Consider the following 19,840-nt stretch of genomic DNA (forward strand, 5'->3'; position numbering starts at 1 on the left):
ATATGGCATAGGGACGAGAGTTAACCCGCGGTTCCACCCTATTTGCTGCTAAACTGCAGCCTCTTTTGCTATCATTCCACTGTTGCTCCAGAGCTCCCTTCGTTAACGATCTATACCCGGCTTCCACTATTCCAGGCTCGCTATGATAGAGTATGTTAAGTACTCTTCTCTTTCTCAGCAACAAATACATTTTATTAAAATGAATCATAGCGAAATTTTTTCAGAAAGTCAATACTCATGTAAAAAATTATTAGTAAGAACTCTGCTATACCAATCCTTTAAAGTTAGCCATTTGGTCGAGAAAGCGTTTCGTTTTTAACGTTAAGCCCGAATACTCATCATAATATGCTGAAATAATTTTTTTCAACTCAGCCTTAGTCATATCTTTCACAGAAATATTGCCAAGCCGCGAAAGGTCAAAATAATAAAACAGTCTCAGCAGCTTTACAGTTGCTGGTGATATTTTATAGTGATATGGATCTTTTTCTAAACATCGGTGACAAATCAGGCCACCCTCCCTTATAGAAAAAGAAAATTCTCCATCTGTATTTTTACAAATTGCACATTGATTTAAAACTGGATACAGCCCTAATTGATTGAGCATTTTCATTTCGAATATATTCGTAATGATTTCAGGGTCATTTCCTTCATTAATCAACTGAATTGATTGCATAACCAGCTCAAACAAAAAGGGATTTGGCCTTTTTTCCTCTGTCCCTTTATCAAGTAAATCAACAATATAGCTGACGTAAGCTGTGAGGAAAATATCTTCTTTAATCGAACGCATCGATTGGATGATATCACCTTGCTGCAGGCCGCCCAAGCCTTTTCCTCTTTGCACGAGAAAGTGTCCATAAGTAAAAGGCTGGGTGACAGCAGAGAGCCGACTACTCGGCTTTTTAGCTCCACGTGCCATCACACCAACCTTGCCCCATTCTCTTGTAAAGAGAGTAACTATTTTATTTGATTCGCCATAATTTACTGTTCGAATGACAATGCCTTCACATTTTTCAAGCATTTCATGTCACCATCCTTCATATGATGACAACCTATGAGATGGGAAAGTCAAGCTCTGCTAGTTCTTCATCTTGATTTTCGGGTATATCTTGATTGTCTTTTTCCAACTCCTTGAAAAGAAGGTATGTGTCAATATTACCTGTGTGTGAAAAGAGTTTCCAAGTAAAATCTTTCATCGATAACCCCACCTTTTTGTTTGTACTAGCAACCATATAAAATTCCTTTAATCTTATCATAGCCTGTCTTCTGAAAATCATAAGACGAAAAATTTGTTAAAAGAAAACATGCATAAATTCATGGAAAGTAAAATAATTTAGTTAAGGTTGAATGATTAGTATTCGTCCTCTCTAAATCCAAAGTCTCTCAGCTGCGACATTTTATTTCGCCAATCTTTCTGCACCTTTACCCATAGTTCGAGATAAACCTTCGTGCCAAGCAAATTTTCAATGTCCACCCTTGCTCTCTTGCCAACTTCCTTTAGCATTTTCCCTTGTTTACCAATCACGATCCCCTTTTGGGAATCCCGCTCTACAATAATTGTTGCCATGACATGAATGATATCCTTGTCACCCTGTCTTTCAATTTTGTCAATAAGGACGGCAAGGGAATGAGGTATTTCTTCTCTCGTTAAATGCAAAGCTTTTTCTCTTATTAATTCCGAGATAATAAACCTTTCCGGATGATCTGTCACTTGGTCAGCTGGATAGTATTGAGGTCCTTCCGGCAAATAATTTTTTATTTGCTTAAGAAGATTATCGACATTATTTCCTTCTAGTGCAGAGATAGGTACAATGTCACTAAAATCGTATTTTTCTTTGTATGAATCCATAATAGGAAGCAATTGATCAGGGTGAATGCGATCAATCTTGTTAATGACCAGAATAATTGGCGTGTTCACTGTCTGGAACTTCTCAAGAATGAATTCTTCCCCTTTACCAAAGCCTTCCTCTGCATTTACCATAAATATAATGGCATCGACTTCTTTAAGGGTATTTTGCGCAACCTTCATCATAAAATCACCAAGTTTATGCTTTGGCTTATGAATCCCTGGGGTATCAATAAATATAAATTGTGCGTCGTCTGTTGTTAATACACCTTGAACTTTATTTCTTGTTGTCTGCGGTTTATCACTCATAATGGCAATTTTTTGGCCAATTACCCTGTTTAGAAATGTAGATTTCCCAACATTAGGTCTTCCGATGATTGAGATAAACCCTGATTTATGTCCTTGTTCGTTATTCATTTAAATCCTCCGGTGAAAATGCCCCTGGCAATAATTGTTCTACTGTTAATTTCTGTATATCCCCATTCATGTTTGTTAAGATAATCTCCATATCTTTTGAGCAAAGCTCTGAAATGACCTGCCTGCACGCCCCACATGGCGAGACCGGTCGACTTGTATCAGCTACTACCGCTAAAACTGCAAATTGTGTTACGCCCTCAGAATAAGCTTTAAAGAGAGCCGTACGCTCTGCACAATTACACATACTATATGCGGCATTCTCTATATTACAGCCGTGGAAAACTGTACCATCTTCTGCTAATAATGCAGCTCCAACTTTAAATTTTGAATAGGGAACATATGCTTTATCTCTTGCTATTTTTGCTTCCTGGATTAATTGGTTGATATTCAAGTCCGTCTTCCTTTCTAAAAAGGCTTATTGCCTTCTTTTATTTTACACCATTTCTTTTGTAAAATCATGGGTTGTTGTCATTTTGTAATAAATAAATAGAATTTTCAGTAAATAAACCCATTTTAGCATTCACTGTTCTGCCATTTTAGCCGATTCCAATTTTATTTACAAATAGAAATAAAAAAAACCTTTCTAAAATATAAATAAGCCAGTTTCTCCTCTAGAAGAAACTGGCTTAGGTTACACTATAGCAGTTCTGTTATTTTTGGTAAAAAGATGATAAGTCCTACAACAAATGCAACGAAAGCGTAAACGAGCACTGCACCAGCTGCAATATCTTTCGCTTGTTTAGCCAATGGGTGCAGCTCTGCAGTTGCCAAATCAACCACTCTTTCAATCGCCGTATTGACCAGTTCAAGCGCAATCATTCCACCGACTGCAAAGATAATAAATAGCCACTCAATCGTCGATAATGACATGAGGCTACCAATAATTACGACTAACACGGTAATGACTATATGAATTTGTAAATTCCTTTCGCGTTTAATCGCTGAAAAAATTCCCGAAAATGCATAATAAAACGATTCAAATAGGCTGCGATTCCGCTTTGGCCGTCTATCTTTCCAATCCGTACTCATCTAAAATATCCTTCTGGCGCGTAAACATAATCTTTTCCTCCTCAGTCGTTTCATGGTCATAGCCTAACAGGTGGAGAAAGCCGTGAACTGCAAGAAAACCAAGCTCTCTCATAAAGGTATGGCCGTATTCTTCCGCCTGTTCTTTTGCCTTTGGAATCGAAATGATAATGTCACCCAATACTCTTGGGAGATCCTCTCCCATTAATGCAATTTCCCCCTCTCCTAATTCCTCCATCGCAAAGGAAATCACATCTGTTGGACGGTCTTTATCTCTATATTCGCGATTGATCTCCTGTATTCGCTCATTATTTACAAATGTAACAGAAACCTCTGTTTCACCATCTACATTTTCCTTCTCTGCCGCAAAATTCAATAGTTGATTAATCTCTGCTATCTGGCTCTCAGTTAAGTCTTTCGTTTCATCTATAAAATCTATTATTAAATTCATGCTTGCTTCACCTTCTGATTCGTCATTTCTGGATATTCAATTCTTGAGTGGAAGATTCCATTCAATGTTTCATTAAATGAATGGGCAACTATCTCGAGCTCTTTTAATGTTAAATCACATTCATTTAACTGTCCATCCTGAAGACGGTCAGAAATAATTTTGCGAATGAGATGATCAATTTGCTCAGGAGTTGGCTGGGACATAGAACGGACTGCTGCTTCCACACTGTCGGCAATGCCGATAACAGCCACTTCTTTTGTTTGTGCCTTTGGACCAGGATAGCGATAGTCCTCTTCTTTAACGTCCAATCCACTCTCCATAGCTTTATGGTAGAAAAATTTCAATAATGTTGTCCCGTGATGCTGCTCTGCAATATCAACAATTTCTTTTGGCATTTTATGCTTGCGCAGCATTTCCGCCCCATCTTCAGCATGGGCAATGATGATATTTTTACTTGTTTGCGGCGGAAGCTTATCATGAGGATTATCAATATTTATTTGGTTTTCAATAAAAAACTGCGGTCTTTTCGTTTTACCGATATCATGATAATAACAGCCTACTCTTGCAAGCAGCCCATTTGCTCCTATCGCTTCACAGGCAGAATCTGATAAATTGGCGACCATTACACTATGATGATACGTCCCCGGCGCCTCAGTTAATATTTTCCTGAGCAGCGGATGATTCGGATTTGATAGCTCTATTAATTTCATTGCCGAAAGCATGCCAAAGCCAGATTCAAAGAACGGAAGGAAGCCAATAGTCAGGACAGCAGATGATATGCCTGAAACAAAACCAGCGATAAAGTAAAATCCATATTCCATTAAATCTATTTGCCCATTGCGCAACAGCATGAGAGAAATAATCACCAAAATATTCACACCCGACACAAACAGGCCAGCCTGCAATATTTTTGAACGCTGATTATGTTTGCTTAAGAACAAAATACCCGCAATACCGCTGCAAATAATGTAAATACCCGCTGTAACATGAAAGGTGCCTGTCACACCTTCATTAAAAATCAGGCTGCCGCAAATAGACAGAATGACAGAATAATAAATCGCCAGCTTTTCATCAATTAAGATCTTAATGAGCATGCCGCCCATTGCAGCTGGAAAAACATAAACGATTTCCGAGTATTCAAACGCTTGAATATAACTGATTCCCTTCATCAGCAAAAGCGAGATAACAAAAACGATGCTGTACACTAATAAGTAGTTTTGCTTAATATCTTCCGTACGATTTAATTCATAAAAATAATAATATGTAGCACATAAAATAACTAATATGATAAGCCCAAGTCCAATAAATGGCTTAACTGAATTTTCATTATCAAGCATGCCTACTAATTCAAGCTGACGGTAAACCTCGCGGCTGATGAGCTGATTTTGCTCAACAAGAATTTGACCTTGGAGAATCTTTACAGGCTCTACCCCTTCAACAGCTGTTTGACGTGCTTCCTGGGTCGCTACAGGGTCATAAAATTCATTTTGATAAATAGCGTAACGGCCCAGGTCGACCATGGAAGAGCGAAGGTTTGCGTTTAAAGAGGTTAAGTTAATTTGATTTTCTACTCTCTTCTTCGCATTCTCTACACCATCTGCTGGAATACGCTCCTGCATTACATTATTGATTTCTGTAACGGTTACATCCTTTGCAATTGATAAATCCGTTGAATTTGCTTCTAAAAGAGCGAGCAGAACGTCATCTGAAACTTCCTTCGTCACACCTTCAGTAAGTTTCTCTTTTGTACGTTCAAGCTTCTCTTCTATACTTATTTTTTTCACCTTAGATTGATTGCTGTCTTCACTATTTTCTGCAGCCTTTTCAGCAGCTTTTTTATCCTCTTCAACCGCTTCATCATTTACTTCTGATACAGTGTCAAATATGGATGTAATCAAATCTACTCGGTTTTGTGCGATTTCCTTTTTTACTACATAAACATCTGATACTTGATTTTCAGCATCTTTTTTCTTTTTTTCAGTACTTGCTTTATCTTCAATCGTTATAGGAGATCGGATTGTCTGTTCAGCAACGGAAAATAAGCTTAAATCTAATTTCTCCGGCCGTACATTAGAGAACATTGTAAAATACATGATGATTCCAAGAAGGAGAAATAATAATATTCTCATAAATGTTATTTTTAATAAATTTCTTAGCTTCGTCATATACAGCTGGAGCTTATCCAATTTATTGTTCCTCCTATCTTGGCGGACTGTTATGCCAAAAAAGCCATGGCTATCGACTTCAATTATGTAAAATCATAACAGCTTTTTGTGAAACTTTCATCAAAATTTTCTCATTTTACCCTTATTAATATACTAGTATTTTACCCTATTTTTCCTTATTTCAGCAATCAAGTATAGAATTTGCCTACTTTTGTTCACATTTCAATAAAAAAGCACATGGCGCCCTGCTCAACGTCGTATAACTGGAAGGGCTTGTGCTTTCGATAAGGTGAAAATCCCACAGTGGGATTTTCCTTCATCTTTGAGCTGTGGGTCTTACCGCCCGTTAATCTGCGATGAAGGAAACACGGTGGGCGTTAGCAACCTATGTTGACTTACGCAAGCGAGGAGACCTGAAGTTTGATAGGAGCTGGAGCTAGACATTTTTCTAGCTCGAAGAAACTTTTACTTCCTTATCTCAAAAGAAAACCGCTGGTTGCCAGCGGTTTTCTTTATTCTTGTTTCTGTTCATATGCATGTATAATTCGTGCAACTAATGGATGACGAACAACATCACTTTGCTCAAGGTGTATAAAGGCAATTCCCTTCACACCGCTTAATATGTCTTCACCAACGATAAGACCTGACTTTACGCCTCTAGGCAAATCAACTTGAGTTCTATCGCCTGTTATAACCATTTTAGAACCAAACCCTAATCTAGTTAAGAACATCTTCATCTGGGCTTGCGTCGTATTCTGTGCTTCATCCAGAATAACAAAAGCATCATCAAGCGTTCTTCCCCTCATATAAGCAAGCGGGGCTATTTCAATCGTTCCTCTTTCAATCAATCGCTGTGTATGCTCTACCCCTAAAATATCATGCAGGGCGTCGTATAGAGGTCTTAAATATGGATCCACCTTCTCTTTTAAATCACCTGGGAGGAATCCTAGGCTTTCACCTGCTTCGACAGCAGGACGGGTGAGGATCATACGTTTAACCTGTCCATTTTTTAATGCATTTACAGCCATAACTACAGCCAAATATGTCTTTCCTGTACCGGCTGGTCCGATGCCGAAAACGAGATCATTCTCCTTCATTGCCATTAAGTACTGACGTTGGCCGAGTGTTTTAACCCTGATCGGTTTTCCTTTAGCATTTTTCGTAATCTCTTCTTCATATAAATCTCTAAAATATTCTAACGTGCCTTTTTGTCCCATTTGTAGCGCATATACAACATCACGCCCACTAATATTAATCCCTTTTCTGATGACAAAAAGTAATTTTTCAATCACTTTGCCAGCTAACTCTACAGATTCCGGCTCTCCGGAAACATATACAGTTTCCCCTCTTGTCACAATTGAAATGTTCAATTCCTGTTCAATTATTTTTACGTTGGCGTCTCCATTGCCAAGCAGCGCAATTGCTTCATTTGGGTCCTCAAAGTGGACATTTAATGTTTTTAAATCATCTGTCATTCTGTATCTCCTTGGATTATTGGTTGTCCTTCAGCAATATTCTCAATAATTTGGAAATGTATTGATAATGTAACTTTACCATTGTCTACAGCTTGGTGCAAAACATTTTCCCCTTTTATCTCTACATTTTCACCTAAATCATTCTTTATTTTATTTCTTGCCAGTTTTTTTGCCTCTTCAATCGCCTCTTTGTGATCATATACTTTTGTCATCTGTTCGCTTTCGCGATACGTTTTTTCTACATAAGATATAGGCAATTCCCATTTTAAAAACTTAAATTTTTTTTCATTCTCTTCTACTTCATATTGTTCAAAGCCTATTTTACCGAAGCCCCAAATTGGCAGGCGAAATAAATCAAAATTCAAAGAATGCTTTATTTTTTCATTCCCGGTATATACTTGTGATGTTTTCTTTAGTGGGTAGCTAACATCTGATTTATACCATGTTTCTGCAAAAACCTCACCCTTGGCGGCAACTGTCTCCACCTTCACATCATTCCCCATTTCACCTGAAACTAAAAGGTCTCCTGGTTTTACGAAATCATTAATTTTCACTACAGGCAATCCTTCTTCAACAAACATCCCTACAATTGTCCCTTTCTTTTTAGCGACGAGATTTTGCGGGGATACATACTCAGGCTTTTCCGGTTCATTCTTTTCTACAACTTGCAGATGGTAGGTTGTCCCTTTCAATTCGACACCAACCCATGTGATTTCTTCAATGCTATTAGTTAAATGGCGCTGAATGCCTTCGGGTGTATCAATGAAAAACTGGAGCTTCCCTTTCTTAACGCCAATTTCTTTTAATTGCTTCATCATTTTGTATTCTGTCGCAGGGTTTGCCCCCTTAATTTCAATGCCCCATACCATATTTGATAAGACAAAGATGACTAAAATAAAACCTATCGCTCCAATTAGAAATCCGCTATTTTTCAGCATTCGTTTTTGCATAAACGGAAGGCCTTTTCGCTTAATAAATTCAATCTTGCATTCACTTTTCCGCGCATAGGTTCTCAGCTTCTTAGCATCTTCCAATTTCATTTCAAAGGTAAGTGCATGCGTGCCGTGACTCTTAACATTCCAAACAGAAATACCGTCACGCGTTAGCATATTGATAAATCGTTCAATGCCTCTACCGCTTGTCCTAACTTTAACAATCCCTTTGTAAAACTCAAGCCACTGATTCTTCATATCTTCCTCCCAATGAATAGATATAAGCAAGCGGAATCGCTAATCCTAGGTAGCTTTACTTCCAATGGTTAGCGATGTTGCTCTGCCCCTGCTTATGTCACGAATGAAAGCTAATAATCAATACAACGAAGAATTAAGTTATATAAATTACTTGATCAATCTTCCCCTCTAATAAAATCTCTTCAGGCAAAATTGTTTTTATTACAAATGCATTTCCTTTTATCAACAGCTGTCCTTGCTCTAATAACAGTCTTACTTCTTTATCCGAAAACGCAAGCAGGCCGCGGTGATTCTCAATATAGATATGAATTTGTCCTATCATTGTAATCCGGGGCAAATCCATCATGACATCTTGAGGAAGTTCCATATTTTTTGTCATCCAGCTCTTTAAAAGCTGTCCCCACTTTTTTGCCATAAAAAAAGAACCCCCTTTCATCTCATATGTATGAAATGAAAAGGGGTTCTAGCACTTTTTTCAGTGCGAATTTATTATTTTCTCTGCCTTGCACGATGAGGTTTCATCGAACGTGGCGGTCCAAGTATTTCCGACCAGATAACTGCATCGACGAGCTTTTGGCTTCCTACAGTCATTGAAGGCTGCTTCACGTTACCTGAAAGTGATGAGGATGCTCCTTTTTCAGTGGAAGACAGAAAAGCATTTGCTTTCTTTTCAGCTTGCTTTCTCTGTTTTCTTAGGGCTGCAATTTTTTCCTCCACTTCCTGCTTTCGATCAGATATCTCTGCTTCATAATGCGTTGATACTTCTTTTGCATATTTCTTTAATTGATCTTCATTGACATCAGCAATAGGCTTTCGCTCTTCACGCTCAACTTCAGCCGACATGGTTTGCTGCTGCCTAGTCTCCTGTTGTCTTTGCTGTTGCTGTTTTTGCTTTTGCTGCTGTTTTTGCTGCTCCTGCTTGCTTTTATTACCGAATACAGAAGTAATAATCCCAATAAGCACAACAATAAGCAGCGGATTTTGTAGCAAAAATTCTATCATTAGGAACGATCCTCCCTTCCAGGGGATTGAATATCAGAATGATTAGTCATTCTTCGGTCCTTTTTTAGATTCGTCGGATACTTTGCTAATGGAATCCCTCATATCCGTATCTGCTTCGATATTTTGGATGTTCATATAATCCATTACACCAATATTACCTGATTTAAGGGCATCTGCCATCGCTAATGGCACTTGAGATTCTGCTTCAACAACTTTCGCTCTCATTTCCTCAACTTTTGCTTTCATTTCCTGTTCTTTCGCTACAGCCATTGCACGGCGTTCTTCCGCTTTAGCTTGTGCGATATTTTTATCTGCTTCTGCCTGTTCAGTTTGTAATTCTGCGCCGATATTTTTACCGATATCAACATCAGCGATATCAATGGATAAGATTTCAAATGCCGTTCCTGCATCCAAGCCTTTTGATAAAACTGTTTGTGAAATCATATCAGGGTTTTCAAGAACCTCTGTATGTTTTGTAGATGAACCGATTGTGGATACAATTCCCTCACCAACACGGGCAATAATTGTTTCTTCACCTGCACCACCGACTAATCTGTCAATGTTTGCTCTTACTGTGATTTTTGCTTTTGCTTTTACTTCGATACCATTGATAGCCACACCAGAAATAAATGGTGTTTCAATAACCTTAGGGTTAACACTCATTTGCACAGCTTCTAAAACGTCACGACCTGCTAAGTCAATTGCTGCGCTTCGCTCAAAGCTTAATTCCATGTTTGCACGGTGTGCTGCAATCAAAGCGTTTACAACACGGTCAACATTACCGCCAGCTAAGTAATGGCTCTCTAGCTGATTTGTCGTAACATCAAGTCCTGCTTTATGCGCTTTAATTAATGGATTGATGACTCTGCTCGGAATAACCCGACGTAATCTCATCCCAATAAGTGTGAAAATGCTTACTTTTACACCTGCTGCCAATGCTGAAATCCACAGCATTACCGGCACGAATGTGAATAATACTGCTAATGCGATAATCGCAAGTATAACGATTACTACTGTAAAGATTGATGCTGGATCAATACCCATGAATCTGCCTCCTGAATGTTTATTTATTTATTTAAATTAGGTACTTCTCTTACTACTACGCGAGTGCCTTCTGCTTTTACAACAACGACTTTCGCATCTTTCAAAACAAATCCGCCTTCGCTGACAACATCAATTCTTTCATTGTCAATCACTACAGTACCTGAAGGACGGAGCCCAGTCAACGCATATCCTTCTTTTCCGATAAGTTCAGAACGGGTTTTATTCGAAATATAGCCACTTTCAGTATTTGTGGAATCACTTAAAACGAGCTTTTTGAAAAATTTCATTTTTTTACCAAACACCTTTACCATTAAAATAGATACTACTATTGCACAAGCAATCGCAATTAAAATGGAGATAGCCATATGCTGTATATCGCCACCTGCCATAAACAAACTGCCAAGAACAGCACCAATGCCCAGTATTCCTGCAATACCTCCAGGAAGGAAAAACTCTGCAATAATTAAGCCAATTCCAATAATGAATAATATTAATGATTCATACCCGGCTAAACCGGCAACTAAATGACCATAGAAGAATAAGATAAGCGATGATATCCCCATAAGCCCTGGTATGCCGAATCCAGGAGAGTAAAGCTCTAAAATTAAGCCTATGCTTCCAATAGAAAGTAAAATCGGTACGACATACGGGTTAGTTATAAACCTTGCCACTTTTTCTGCAAAGCTTTCATCAACGGAGCGGATTTCAGCATTTTCGTAGCCTAAATGCTCCAAAAGTTCAGCTCTTGTAGCAAATGTTCCTTCTGAATATTCAACTTCAAGTGCTTGACTTGCCGTTAATGTCAGCAGCTTTCCCTTCGGTGCGCCAAGTTCAGGTAAATCTACAGAATCATCTGCCATTGCCTTAGCGATGATTGGATCTCTACCGCTTTGTTCAGCTGCAGCAGTCATGGCAGATAACCAATAAGAAACTGCTTTTTGATCAGCCGTATTTCCCTCCTGATCAATAATGGCCGCTGAACCCATTGTTGCTCCAGGAACCATATAAATTTCATCCATATTTAATGAAATATATGCACCCGCTGAAAGAGCCTGTGTATTTACATATGAAATGGTCTTCACATCTGTTGAATTAAGCAAACGGCCTATTTTACTGGCAGCATCGACTTCTCCTCCAGGTGTATTCATTTCAAAAATAATCGCAGACGCATTTTCTTCCTCAGCTTCCTTCACTGCCCGTTCAAGAAAGGCATATAAACCTTTTTCAACCGTTTCTTCGAACGGTACAATATATACTATTTCATTGTTCGCATCTCCTTTATTAGCTGGAATGAACAATAACATAAATGCACTAAGAAATGAAAGGATGATGATTAGTTTTCTAAGCTTCAACTCTTTACCTCCTTCCCTTCAAATTGACCCTCCCCAATTCATACGTATGTATGTAAAAAAGGTTTCATATTTATTTCAATAATATTATTTTCTCTTTTTTATTGTAACTTAATACCGTAGCAATGAACAGAGGTAGAGAAGAAGGGGAATGCAGAAGTACCTGTCACCCACAAAATTCGACAAACTTAGACATCCCGATTAAGTTTGTTCAGGTTTTTTAGAGATATAAAAAGACCGTAAGCGAATGCTCCGGTCTTTCGTACATCTTTTTTATGAAAGGTGTTGTTGTACAAGTTTATTGATTAGTGATCCATCCGCTTTACCTTTTAGCTTCGGCATGACAGCGGACATCACTTTACCCATATCAGCTTTTGATGAAGCACCTGTTTCTTGAATTGTTTGTTGAACAATTTGCGAAACTTCCTCCTCTGAAAGCTGTTCAGGCATATATAACTCTACGTACTGCAATTCAGTACGAATTTTTTCGACAAGATCTTCACGACCTGCTTTGTTAAATTCATGGAGGGAATCCTTGCGTTGTTTCACTTCGCGAGAAAGGACAGTTAACTCCTGATCTTCGGTTAGATCTTTACCTTGCTTAATTGACTCATTTTGCAATGAAGCTTTAATCATCCGAATAACAGTAAGTTTTTCTTTTTCTTTATTCCTCATCGCTTGTTTCATATCTTCATTTAAACGCTCGAGAAGACTCAATTACATACACCCTCTCTTAGAACTTGCGTTTTCTTGCAGCTTCAGACTTTTTCTTACGTTTAATACTAGGTTTTTCGTAGAATTCGCGCTTTCTAGCTTCTTGCAAAGTACCAGTTTTTGATACTGAACGTTTGAAGCGACGAAGAGCATCTTCAAGCGATTCGTTTTTACGAACGACGGTTTTAGACATTCTCTTTCCCTCCCTCCGAGCACAACACACTTACATCTAAAAACATGGAATACCATGTACTTTGCAATTATAATATAACAGCGTTTCGAGGTCAACTGTAATTCGCCCTGTGTCCCCTGTTTGTTTTAAAAATTGTGCTAACATAACTAGCGCAATTTTATTTTATTCTTCGTTTTTTTCCTCTTCAATATGCATGTCCCTATAAACTTGGCCATATCATTATTTGAGGGGGGAGAAGAGACTTGTTGAAAATACTGATGTTTATTTTATTAATTGCCATTTTTATATTCGGGATGACATTGCTTAGAAAAGGGCTATTTCAATTATCTGCTGATTCAACTAAGAAATGGCTAACCATTTTCACGAATACCCCTTTAAAAGGCTTCATCATTGGCATGATCATAACTGCCATAATGCAAAGCAGCTCTGCAGTGATGGTTATTACTATTGGCCTTGTTGCAGCAAAGCTGCTTACCTTCCCTCAAACAATCGGTATAATATTAGGAAGCAATATAGGAACAACATTTACAACAGAACTGATTACCTTTAATATCGAATCTTACATTATCCCCATTACGATAATCGGAGCGATCCTTGCTTTTATTCGCTACAAAGGCATACAAAGCATCGGAATTGGTCTATTAGGTATATCATGTGTATTTGCAGCTATGCGTGGATTTGAATATTTAGCTTTTGCGATAAAGGAAACCGCTTGGGTGAAAGATATGCTGCTTACATTGGATGGAAACCACTTTTACGCTATCTTAGCAGGAATTATCATTACTGCTATTATCCAGTCAAGTACAGCAACAACTGGTATCATTATGGGATTCTTAACTGCAGGCGCTATGGATTTAGATACTGGCATTGCTATTATGCTCGGGGCTAATATCGGCACTTGTGCCGATGCTTTGCTAGCTGCAATAGGCGCAGGTCGAGAAGCCAAGCTGACAGCCTACGCTCATATATGGCTAAATCTTCTTGGTGTTGCGGCATTTTACCCTTTTATCAATATACTGACGCAAATTGGCATCGAAGCAGCAAGCCAAGTTGATGTCCAGCTTGCCCATGTGAGTGTAATTTTTAATGTGGTCTCATCATTAATGGTTCTGCCATTTGCCAATCGCTTCAGCAAGCTGATCATCCGCCTGCATGATCGAAAATAAATTAATCATGCGGAGTTGTGAGGGAAGGCAAATGAAAAATGCTTTCCACTTCAAATTTATCCCTTTTTTAACCGTTTTACAAAACTTGAAAACATAAAAAAAGCCAGCATTTTTGCCAGCTTTTTCAAAAAAATTATGATTAATAATCTGAATCACTTGTTAATCCTTGTACAATGGCAATTCCTGAGCTTGCACCGATTCTTGTTGCACCAGCTTCAATCATTGCTTGTGCATCTTCAGCACTCCTGACTCCGCCTGATGCTTTTACGCCAATATCCGGCCCTACTGTTTTCCTCATTAAAGCTATATCAGAAGCAGTTGCGCCGCCTGTTGAAAAGCCAGTTGAGGTTTTTACAAAATCCGCGCCTGCTTTTACTGCAAGTTCACACGAGAGTTCTTTTTCATCATCTGATAATAGGCAAGTTTCAATAATTACCTTAGTAAGCGCTTTTCCTTTAGCAGCCTCGACAACAGCTTGAATGTCTTTTTCCACCAAATCAGCTTGACCACTTTTCAATGCGCCAATATTGATGACCATATCTACTTCAGTTGCGCCGTTTTCAATTGCATTTTTTGTTTCAAATGCCTTCGTTTCGGGAGTGGATGCACCAAGAGGAAAACCGATAACTGTGCACACATCAACATCTGTATCAGCAAGCAGATCAGAAGAAAGCTTTACCCATGCTGGATTTACACAAACTGACGCAAAACCATATTCCTTCGCTTCAGCGCATAATTTTTCAATTTGTTCTTTTGTAGCATCTGCTTTTAATAATGTATGATCAATCATTTTAGCTATCGTTTGTGACATTATACAAACCCCTTTCAAAATTAAACAGTTGTACGTACCTCTGTAATCATATCATCAATCTAAATAAATATCGAGCAAATCATTGGACAAAGTTTTAGCTTGGAGTAATTCTCCAATCAAGTTGTGTCACACTTAGTTTGCTGCACGTTTTAATGTTCATGCCCCACTTTTCCAAATAAAGAAAAAAACTGCCCAAGATAGGCAGTTTTTTTATCTTTATACAGCTGTCTCTTCAATATCATCCATTACACGAATAAATTGTCCTTCGTTATGAGGATATCCAGCTTTCGTAATTTTTACTTTCACTATTTTTCCGACCATTTCTTCAGTGGCAGGCAAAATAACTTTCAAGTAATTATCAGTATACCCAACAAATAAGTTGTTACCAGGCGCCTCTTTATATGGCTCTTCAGGAATCACCTCTAACACCTCATTTTCAAACTGGCTTGCGTATTCTTTTGCAAGCTGATCAGATAAATTAATTAAGCGGTGAACCCGTTCATTTTTAATTTCCTCATCTATCTGATCAGTCATTCTTGCAGCCGGAGTCCCCGTTCTGCTTGAGTATGGGAATACGTGAAGCTCTGAAAATTTATGTTCTTTAATAAAGTTATAGGTTTCCATAAATTCCTCTTCCGTTTCACCCGGGAAACCTACAATAACATCTGATGTAACCGCTAAACCTGGTAAAGCTTCTTTTAAGCGCTCCAATCGCTCTGCAAAGAATTCCATTGTATACTTGCGGCGCATTCTTTTCAGAACCGTATCAGAACCAGACTGAATAGGGATATGAAGATGTCTAACGATGACATTGGAATCATTAATCACTTGGATGACCTCATCTGTGATTTGACTCGCTTCTATTGAAGAAATACGAATCCGTTTCAGCCCATGTACTCTCGATTCTAAGCTTTTCAAAAGCATAGCTAAATTATAATCTTTTAAGTCCTCACCATACCCGCCAGTATGAATACCGGTTAATACAATTTCTTTATAGCCTGCATCCACGAGACTTTGTGCCTGGCGTACCACTTCTTCTGGATCTCTAGATCTCATTAGGCCGCGAGCCCAAGGGATAATGCAAAAAGTACAGAAGTTATTGCAGCCTTCCTGTATTTTTAATGACGCACGCGTACGGTCTGTGAAGGCAGGTACATCTAATTCTTCATATACACGGTTTTTCATAATATTCCCTACGCCGTTAATTGGCTGACGTTCTTGTTTATATTGCTCAATGTAGTCAAGCATTTTTACACGGTCCTGTGTACCGACAACAATGTCCACTCCAGGAATCGCCATAATTTCTGCCGGTGATGTTTGCGCATAACAGCCTGTTACACAAATAACTGCATCAGGATTTTTTCGAATCGCTCGTCTGATCACTTGACGGCTTTTTTTATCTCCGGTATTAGTAACCGTACAAGTATTGATAACATATACATCTGAAGTTGATTCGAAATCGACTCTCTCGTAACCTGATTCTTTAAATAGTTGCCAAATGGCTTCCGTTTCATAATGGTTTACTTTACAGCCAAGTGTATGAAAAGCTACTGCTGGCATATTTATTCACTCCATTAATTCAAAATAATACGAAACGGCAGATAGTACATATAGTGGTGCCGTTTCCGTTCTTAAAATTCTAGGTCCTAGTCCGCAAGAAACAAATCCGTTTTTTTCCATAAGCGTCACTTCTTCAGCTGTTAAACCGCCCTCTGGACCAAAAACAATCAATAAAGACTGTCCTTTATTCAGTGAAGACAGCGCCTTCTTGAAAGCCGATGCTTCCCCTTGCTTGCTTTTTTCTTCGTATGCAATGCATTTCACATCAAAGTGCCTGCCATGTTCAATAATTGCCTGTAATGATTTTGGGCTTTCAACACGGGGAATCACTGTACGATGTGCTTGCTCTGCTGCTTCTTTTGCAATCTTTTGCCAACGCTCCAGCTTTTTCCCAGCCTTCTTTTCATCTAGCTTGACAATTGAACGGGCTGAAGTAAAAGGGATAAACGTCTGTGCACCAAGCTCTGTTCCCTTTTGGATGATCCATTCCAGCTTATCCCCTTTAGGCAATCCGCTCACGATTGTGACGTTTATAGGAAGTTCTGACGAGCTCTCTAACCATTGTACAACTTCCACTTCAATTTCTTCATCGGTAATTTTTACAATTACACATTCCGCACTACGCTCATCATCGATGACACAGATAATATGATTGCCAACAGACATTCTCATCACACGAACAATATGATGATGGTCCTCACCGCTAATGATAAAACGTCCTTCGGAATTGCTTTCCTTAACAAAATATCTCTGCATCTTTTTCCCTCACTAAACGTATAAATAGGGGGAACAGTCACCAGCTTCCCCCTACAAACAATTACTTTCTTTTGCCAATAATCGCTACCCAATCTTCCATCTGCAGCGTTTCCACGATTTCAAAACCTGCAGAAATAATCGCATCTTTTACTTCTTGTTTCTTCTGCTGAATGATGCCGGACGCAATAAAGTAACCGTCTTTCTTCACTGCTGAGGCTACATCATCTGTGAAACGAAGGATAACCTCTGCCAATATATTTGCGACAACTACATCTACTTGTTCATTGACACCGTCAAGCAAGTTATTTTGCGATACTTCTACAGCATCGTGAACTTTATTTAGCTTAATGTTAATCCTTGCAGAGTTAACAGCCACCTCATCCAAGTCCAATGCTGAAACTTTGTTTGAACCAAGCATGGCTGCAGCAATACTTAGAACGCCTGATCCGGTTCCTACATCAATAATGTTATCTCCAGATTTGACCGTTCTTTCAAGTGCCTGAATGCACATAACCGTTGTCGGATGAGTTCCAGTGCCAAACGCCATGCCAGGGTCAAGCTCAATAATCAGCTCATCGCTGCTTACAGGTGTATATTCTTCCCATGTTGGAACGATTGTAAATCTTTCTGATATTTTCACAGGATGATAATACTTTTTCCAAGCTGTCGCCCATTCTTCTTCATTTACTTCACTAATATTCACTTCATTCTTGCCTATATCGATATTAAATTGTATCAAGTTGTTTATCGATTCTTTAATCTCTTCAACAGATTCGCCTAAAAAGCTATTTATCGGCAAGTAGGCTTTTACAATGACACCTTCATCAGGGTAATCATTCGGATCGAGCTGGTAGATTTCGCCGTATTGATCCCTGCGTTCTTTAATTAGCTCGAACGGATCTTCAATCACTACTCCACTTGCTCCGGCTTCATGCAAAATATTTGAAATTGGCTCCACTGCTTCATTTGTAGTATGAACACTAATTTCTGACCATTTCACTTACTACCAACTCCCTAATCCTTAATCGCCTTTAAAGGCTCTTTTTACTTTTGAAAAGAAACTCTCTTCCTGCTCTCCTTGAGGTACATTCCCGCTCACTTCAGCAAACTCCGAAAGCAATTGCTTTTGCTTTTCAGAAAGCTTAGTAGGCGTAATAATTCTAATGATAATATGCTGATCTCCAGTACCATAGCCGCGAACATTTGCAATTCCTTTGCCTTTTAAGCGGAACTTAGTACCAGTCTGAGTCCCTGCTGGCACTTTAAGCTTTACTTTACCGTAAAGTGTAGGAACTTCTACTTCATCACCTAATGCCGCCTGGACAAATGTGATCGGCATTTCACAATAGATATCATCGCCGTCTCTTTCAAAGAATTCATGTGAACGTACATGGAATACAACAAATAAATCTCCTGGAGGTCCGCCATTAATGCCTGGTTCCCCTTGACCAGAAACACGAAGCTGCTGACCATCATCGATGCCTGCTGGAATTTTCACATTGATTTTCCGGCGTTTTTTCACTTTACCGTCGCCGCCACAGGTTGAACATTTATGTTTAATTTGTTTGCCAGTACCGTCACAATAGTTACAAACTCTGCGATTGACAATCTTTCCAAATGGCGTATTCTGTTCAACATTTAACTGGCCAGAGCCATGGCAATGTGAACATGTATCCGCTTTAGTACCAGGCTTGGCGCCTGAGCCATGACAAGTTTCACATGTTTCTTCACGTGGAATTTCAATATCTGTCTCTTTTCCGAAGGCAGCATCTTCAAAGGAAAGCGTCATATTATATTGTAAATCCGCTCCCTGTCTTGGCGCATTCGGATCACGGCGTCGTGTGCCGCCTCCAAAGAATGTGCTGAAAATATCTTCAAAGCCGCCAAAACCTTCGAAACCACCAGCTCCACCAAAACCTTGGTTTGGATCCGTATGACCGAATTGATCATAATGTGCTTTTTTCTGATCATCGCTTAATACTTCATATGCTTCTTTAACTTCTTTAAACTTTTTATCAGCATCTGGTTCTTTATTAATATCCGGATGATATTTCTTGGATAGCTTCCGGTAAGCCTTCTTTATTTCATCCTTAGAAGCACTCTTGCTAACGCCAAGGACTTCATAGTAATCCCTTTTATCCATGATTACCACTCCCCGATTCATTTCACATAAAAATTATTGTATCATTCCTTAAATATAAAAGGCAATAAGAAAAGCGTAGGTCGCTTGTCCAGAAGCGAGCAGGCTTAGTTCGCCACGTTCCTGTGGCATCCGCCTGTATGACCTACATCCTGTTGGCCTCAAGCTTAAGGCGAACCTGGAATGAAGGTGTACTTTACCTTCAGTTCAGGTTTGACTTAAGACCACGGCTCCTAGCCACCAATGCGGGACATTGAAAAGCGGAAGGGCTGAGCCCTGCAGCTGGACCATTGAAAAGCGGAAGGACTTTCCTCAGCCCTAAGCAAGCTGAGGATGCCTCACCATGCAACACTCGCGTGACCGATTTTCTGAGAGCCTTAAGCATATCATGAATCCTTGCTCATTCATCCTAGAACGACTCCGCTTCTGACTCGGAAGCCCCCATTTGCTTTCGGTGACATTGAACAGTACAAGCAAGGCTTCCATTCTGGATATTAGAAGCTGGAAAATAAAATATATAAAAAAGCAGCCTGCAGGC

Annotated in this window: 21 protein-coding genes and 1 other annotated feature; of the genes, 1 reads left to right on the forward strand and 20 read right to left on the reverse strand. The window is 39.1% G+C overall.

Annotation, left to right across the window (positions count from 1 at the left end):
* Positions 1-6: 6 nt before the first annotated feature.
* Positions 7-185, reverse strand: a binding site (T-box leader).
* A gap of 80 nt (positions 186-265) precedes the next feature.
* The 15 genes from recO to rpsU form a co-directional block, all read right to left on the reverse strand.
* Positions 266-1,018, reverse strand: coding sequence for a DNA repair protein RecO (gene recO / locus CWS20_RS11330; protein WP_066201309.1), 753 nt, complete (start codon positions 1,016-1,018; stop codon positions 266-268).
* A 31-nt stretch (positions 1,019-1,049) separates the two neighbouring features.
* Entirely contained in the window at positions 1,050-1,193 is a 144-nt protein-coding gene (locus CWS20_RS11335) for a YqzL family protein (protein ID WP_066201311.1), read from the reverse strand.
* 155 nt (positions 1,194-1,348) lie between these two features.
* The gene (gene era / locus CWS20_RS11340) at positions 1,349-2,260 is read right to left on the reverse strand and encodes a GTPase Era (protein ID WP_066201313.1); all 912 of its coding nucleotides are present in this window, start codon (positions 2,258-2,260) and stop codon (positions 1,349-1,351) included.
* Positions 2,253-2,651 (reverse strand): cytidine deaminase, encoded by a 399-nt coding sequence (gene cdd, locus CWS20_RS11345; RefSeq protein WP_066201316.1) that lies wholly within the window; start codon positions 2,649-2,651, stop codon positions 2,253-2,255. Before cdd ends, era begins: the two co-directional genes overlap by 8 nt.
* Positions 2,652-2,896: 245 nt before the next feature.
* Positions 2,897-3,289 (reverse strand): diacylglycerol kinase family protein, encoded by a 393-nt coding sequence (locus CWS20_RS11350; protein WP_066201318.1) that lies wholly within the window; start codon positions 3,287-3,289, stop codon positions 2,897-2,899.
* Positions 3,267-3,737: an rRNA maturation RNase YbeY gene (gene ybeY / locus CWS20_RS11355; RefSeq protein ID WP_066201320.1), complete on the reverse strand. Its 471-nt coding sequence runs from the start codon at positions 3,735-3,737 to the stop codon at positions 3,267-3,269. The genes CWS20_RS11350 and ybeY overlap by 23 nt, the downstream gene beginning before the upstream one ends.
* Complete coding sequence (locus CWS20_RS11360; RefSeq protein ID WP_066201323.1) at positions 3,734-5,923, reverse strand: HD family phosphohydrolase; 2,190 nt, start codon at positions 5,921-5,923, stop codon at positions 3,734-3,736. Before CWS20_RS11360 ends, ybeY begins: the two co-directional genes overlap by 4 nt.
* Positions 5,924-6,414: 491 nt before the next feature.
* The gene (locus CWS20_RS11365; RefSeq protein WP_066201325.1) at positions 6,415-7,377 is read right to left on the reverse strand and encodes a PhoH family protein; all 963 of its coding nucleotides are present in this window, start codon (positions 7,375-7,377) and stop codon (positions 6,415-6,417) included.
* On the reverse strand, positions 7,374-8,567 hold the full coding sequence (gene yqfD / locus CWS20_RS11370) for a sporulation protein YqfD (protein WP_066201327.1): 1,194 nt from the start codon (positions 8,565-8,567) through the stop codon (positions 7,374-7,376). Before yqfD ends, CWS20_RS11365 begins: the two co-directional genes overlap by 4 nt.
* A gap of 133 nt (positions 8,568-8,700) precedes the next feature.
* A complete protein-coding gene (yqfC, locus tag CWS20_RS11375) occupies positions 8,701-8,982 on the reverse strand; it encodes a sporulation protein YqfC (RefSeq protein WP_066201330.1) in 282 nt (93 codons plus the stop codon).
* A gap of 74 nt (positions 8,983-9,056) precedes the next feature.
* Positions 9,057-9,569 carry a YqfB family membrane protein gene (locus tag CWS20_RS11380; protein ID WP_066201334.1) on the reverse strand — a complete coding sequence of 171 codons (513 nt, stop codon included), beginning with the start codon at positions 9,567-9,569 and terminating at the stop codon, positions 9,057-9,059.
* A 42-nt stretch (positions 9,570-9,611) separates the two neighbouring features.
* Positions 9,612-10,613, reverse strand: a complete 1,002-nt coding sequence (gene floA / locus CWS20_RS11385) for a flotillin-like protein FloA (RefSeq protein WP_066201337.1) — start codon at positions 10,611-10,613, stop codon at positions 9,612-9,614.
* 23 nt (positions 10,614-10,636) lie between these two features.
* Positions 10,637-11,965 carry an NfeD family protein gene (locus tag CWS20_RS11390; protein WP_066201338.1) on the reverse strand — a complete coding sequence of 443 codons (1,329 nt, stop codon included), beginning with the start codon at positions 11,963-11,965 and terminating at the stop codon, positions 10,637-10,639.
* 270 nt (positions 11,966-12,235) lie between these two features.
* Positions 12,236-12,679, reverse strand: a complete 444-nt coding sequence (locus CWS20_RS11395) for a GatB/YqeY domain-containing protein (RefSeq protein WP_066201340.1) — start codon at positions 12,677-12,679, stop codon at positions 12,236-12,238.
* A 16-nt stretch (positions 12,680-12,695) separates the two neighbouring features.
* Positions 12,696-12,869 (reverse strand): 30S ribosomal protein S21, encoded by a 174-nt coding sequence (gene rpsU / locus CWS20_RS11400; RefSeq protein WP_066201342.1) that lies wholly within the window; start codon positions 12,867-12,869, stop codon positions 12,696-12,698.
* A 242-nt stretch (positions 12,870-13,111) separates the two neighbouring features.
* Here rpsU and CWS20_RS11405 point away from each other — a divergent pair, with 242 nt between their 5' ends.
* The gene (locus CWS20_RS11405) at positions 13,112-14,035 is read left to right on the forward strand and encodes a Na/Pi symporter (RefSeq protein WP_066201344.1); all 924 of its coding nucleotides are present in this window, start codon (positions 13,112-13,114) and stop codon (positions 14,033-14,035) included.
* A gap of 139 nt (positions 14,036-14,174) precedes the next feature.
* Here CWS20_RS11405 and deoC read toward each other — a convergent pair whose 3' ends face one another.
* The 5 genes from deoC to dnaJ all read right to left on the reverse strand — a co-directional run bounded on the left by deoC (position 14,175) and on the right by dnaJ (position 19,305).
* Positions 14,175-14,846, reverse strand: a complete 672-nt coding sequence (deoC, locus tag CWS20_RS11410; protein ID WP_066201346.1) for a deoxyribose-phosphate aldolase — start codon at positions 14,844-14,846, stop codon at positions 14,175-14,177.
* A 216-nt stretch (positions 14,847-15,062) separates the two neighbouring features.
* Positions 15,063-16,406: a tRNA (N(6)-L-threonylcarbamoyladenosine(37)-C(2))-methylthiotransferase MtaB gene (gene mtaB, locus CWS20_RS11415; protein ID WP_066201348.1), complete on the reverse strand. Its 1,344-nt coding sequence runs from the start codon at positions 16,404-16,406 to the stop codon at positions 15,063-15,065.
* A gap of 6 nt (positions 16,407-16,412) precedes the next feature.
* The gene (locus CWS20_RS11420) at positions 16,413-17,162 is read right to left on the reverse strand and encodes a 16S rRNA (uracil(1498)-N(3))-methyltransferase (protein ID WP_066201350.1); all 750 of its coding nucleotides are present in this window, start codon (positions 17,160-17,162) and stop codon (positions 16,413-16,415) included.
* Positions 17,163-17,223: 61 nt separating this feature from the next.
* Positions 17,224-18,162, reverse strand: a complete 939-nt coding sequence (gene prmA / locus CWS20_RS11425) for a 50S ribosomal protein L11 methyltransferase (RefSeq protein ID WP_066201352.1) — start codon at positions 18,160-18,162, stop codon at positions 17,224-17,226.
* Positions 18,163-18,183: 21 nt separating this feature from the next.
* On the reverse strand, positions 18,184-19,305 hold the full coding sequence (gene dnaJ, locus CWS20_RS11430) for a molecular chaperone DnaJ (RefSeq protein WP_066201355.1): 1,122 nt from the start codon (positions 19,303-19,305) through the stop codon (positions 18,184-18,186).
* Positions 19,306-19,840: the final 535 nt, after the last annotated feature.

This window comes from Cytobacillus horneckiae (genome assembly GCF_002835735.1).
GTDB lineage: Bacteria > Bacillota > Bacilli > Bacillales > Cytobacillaceae > Cytobacillus > Cytobacillus horneckiae.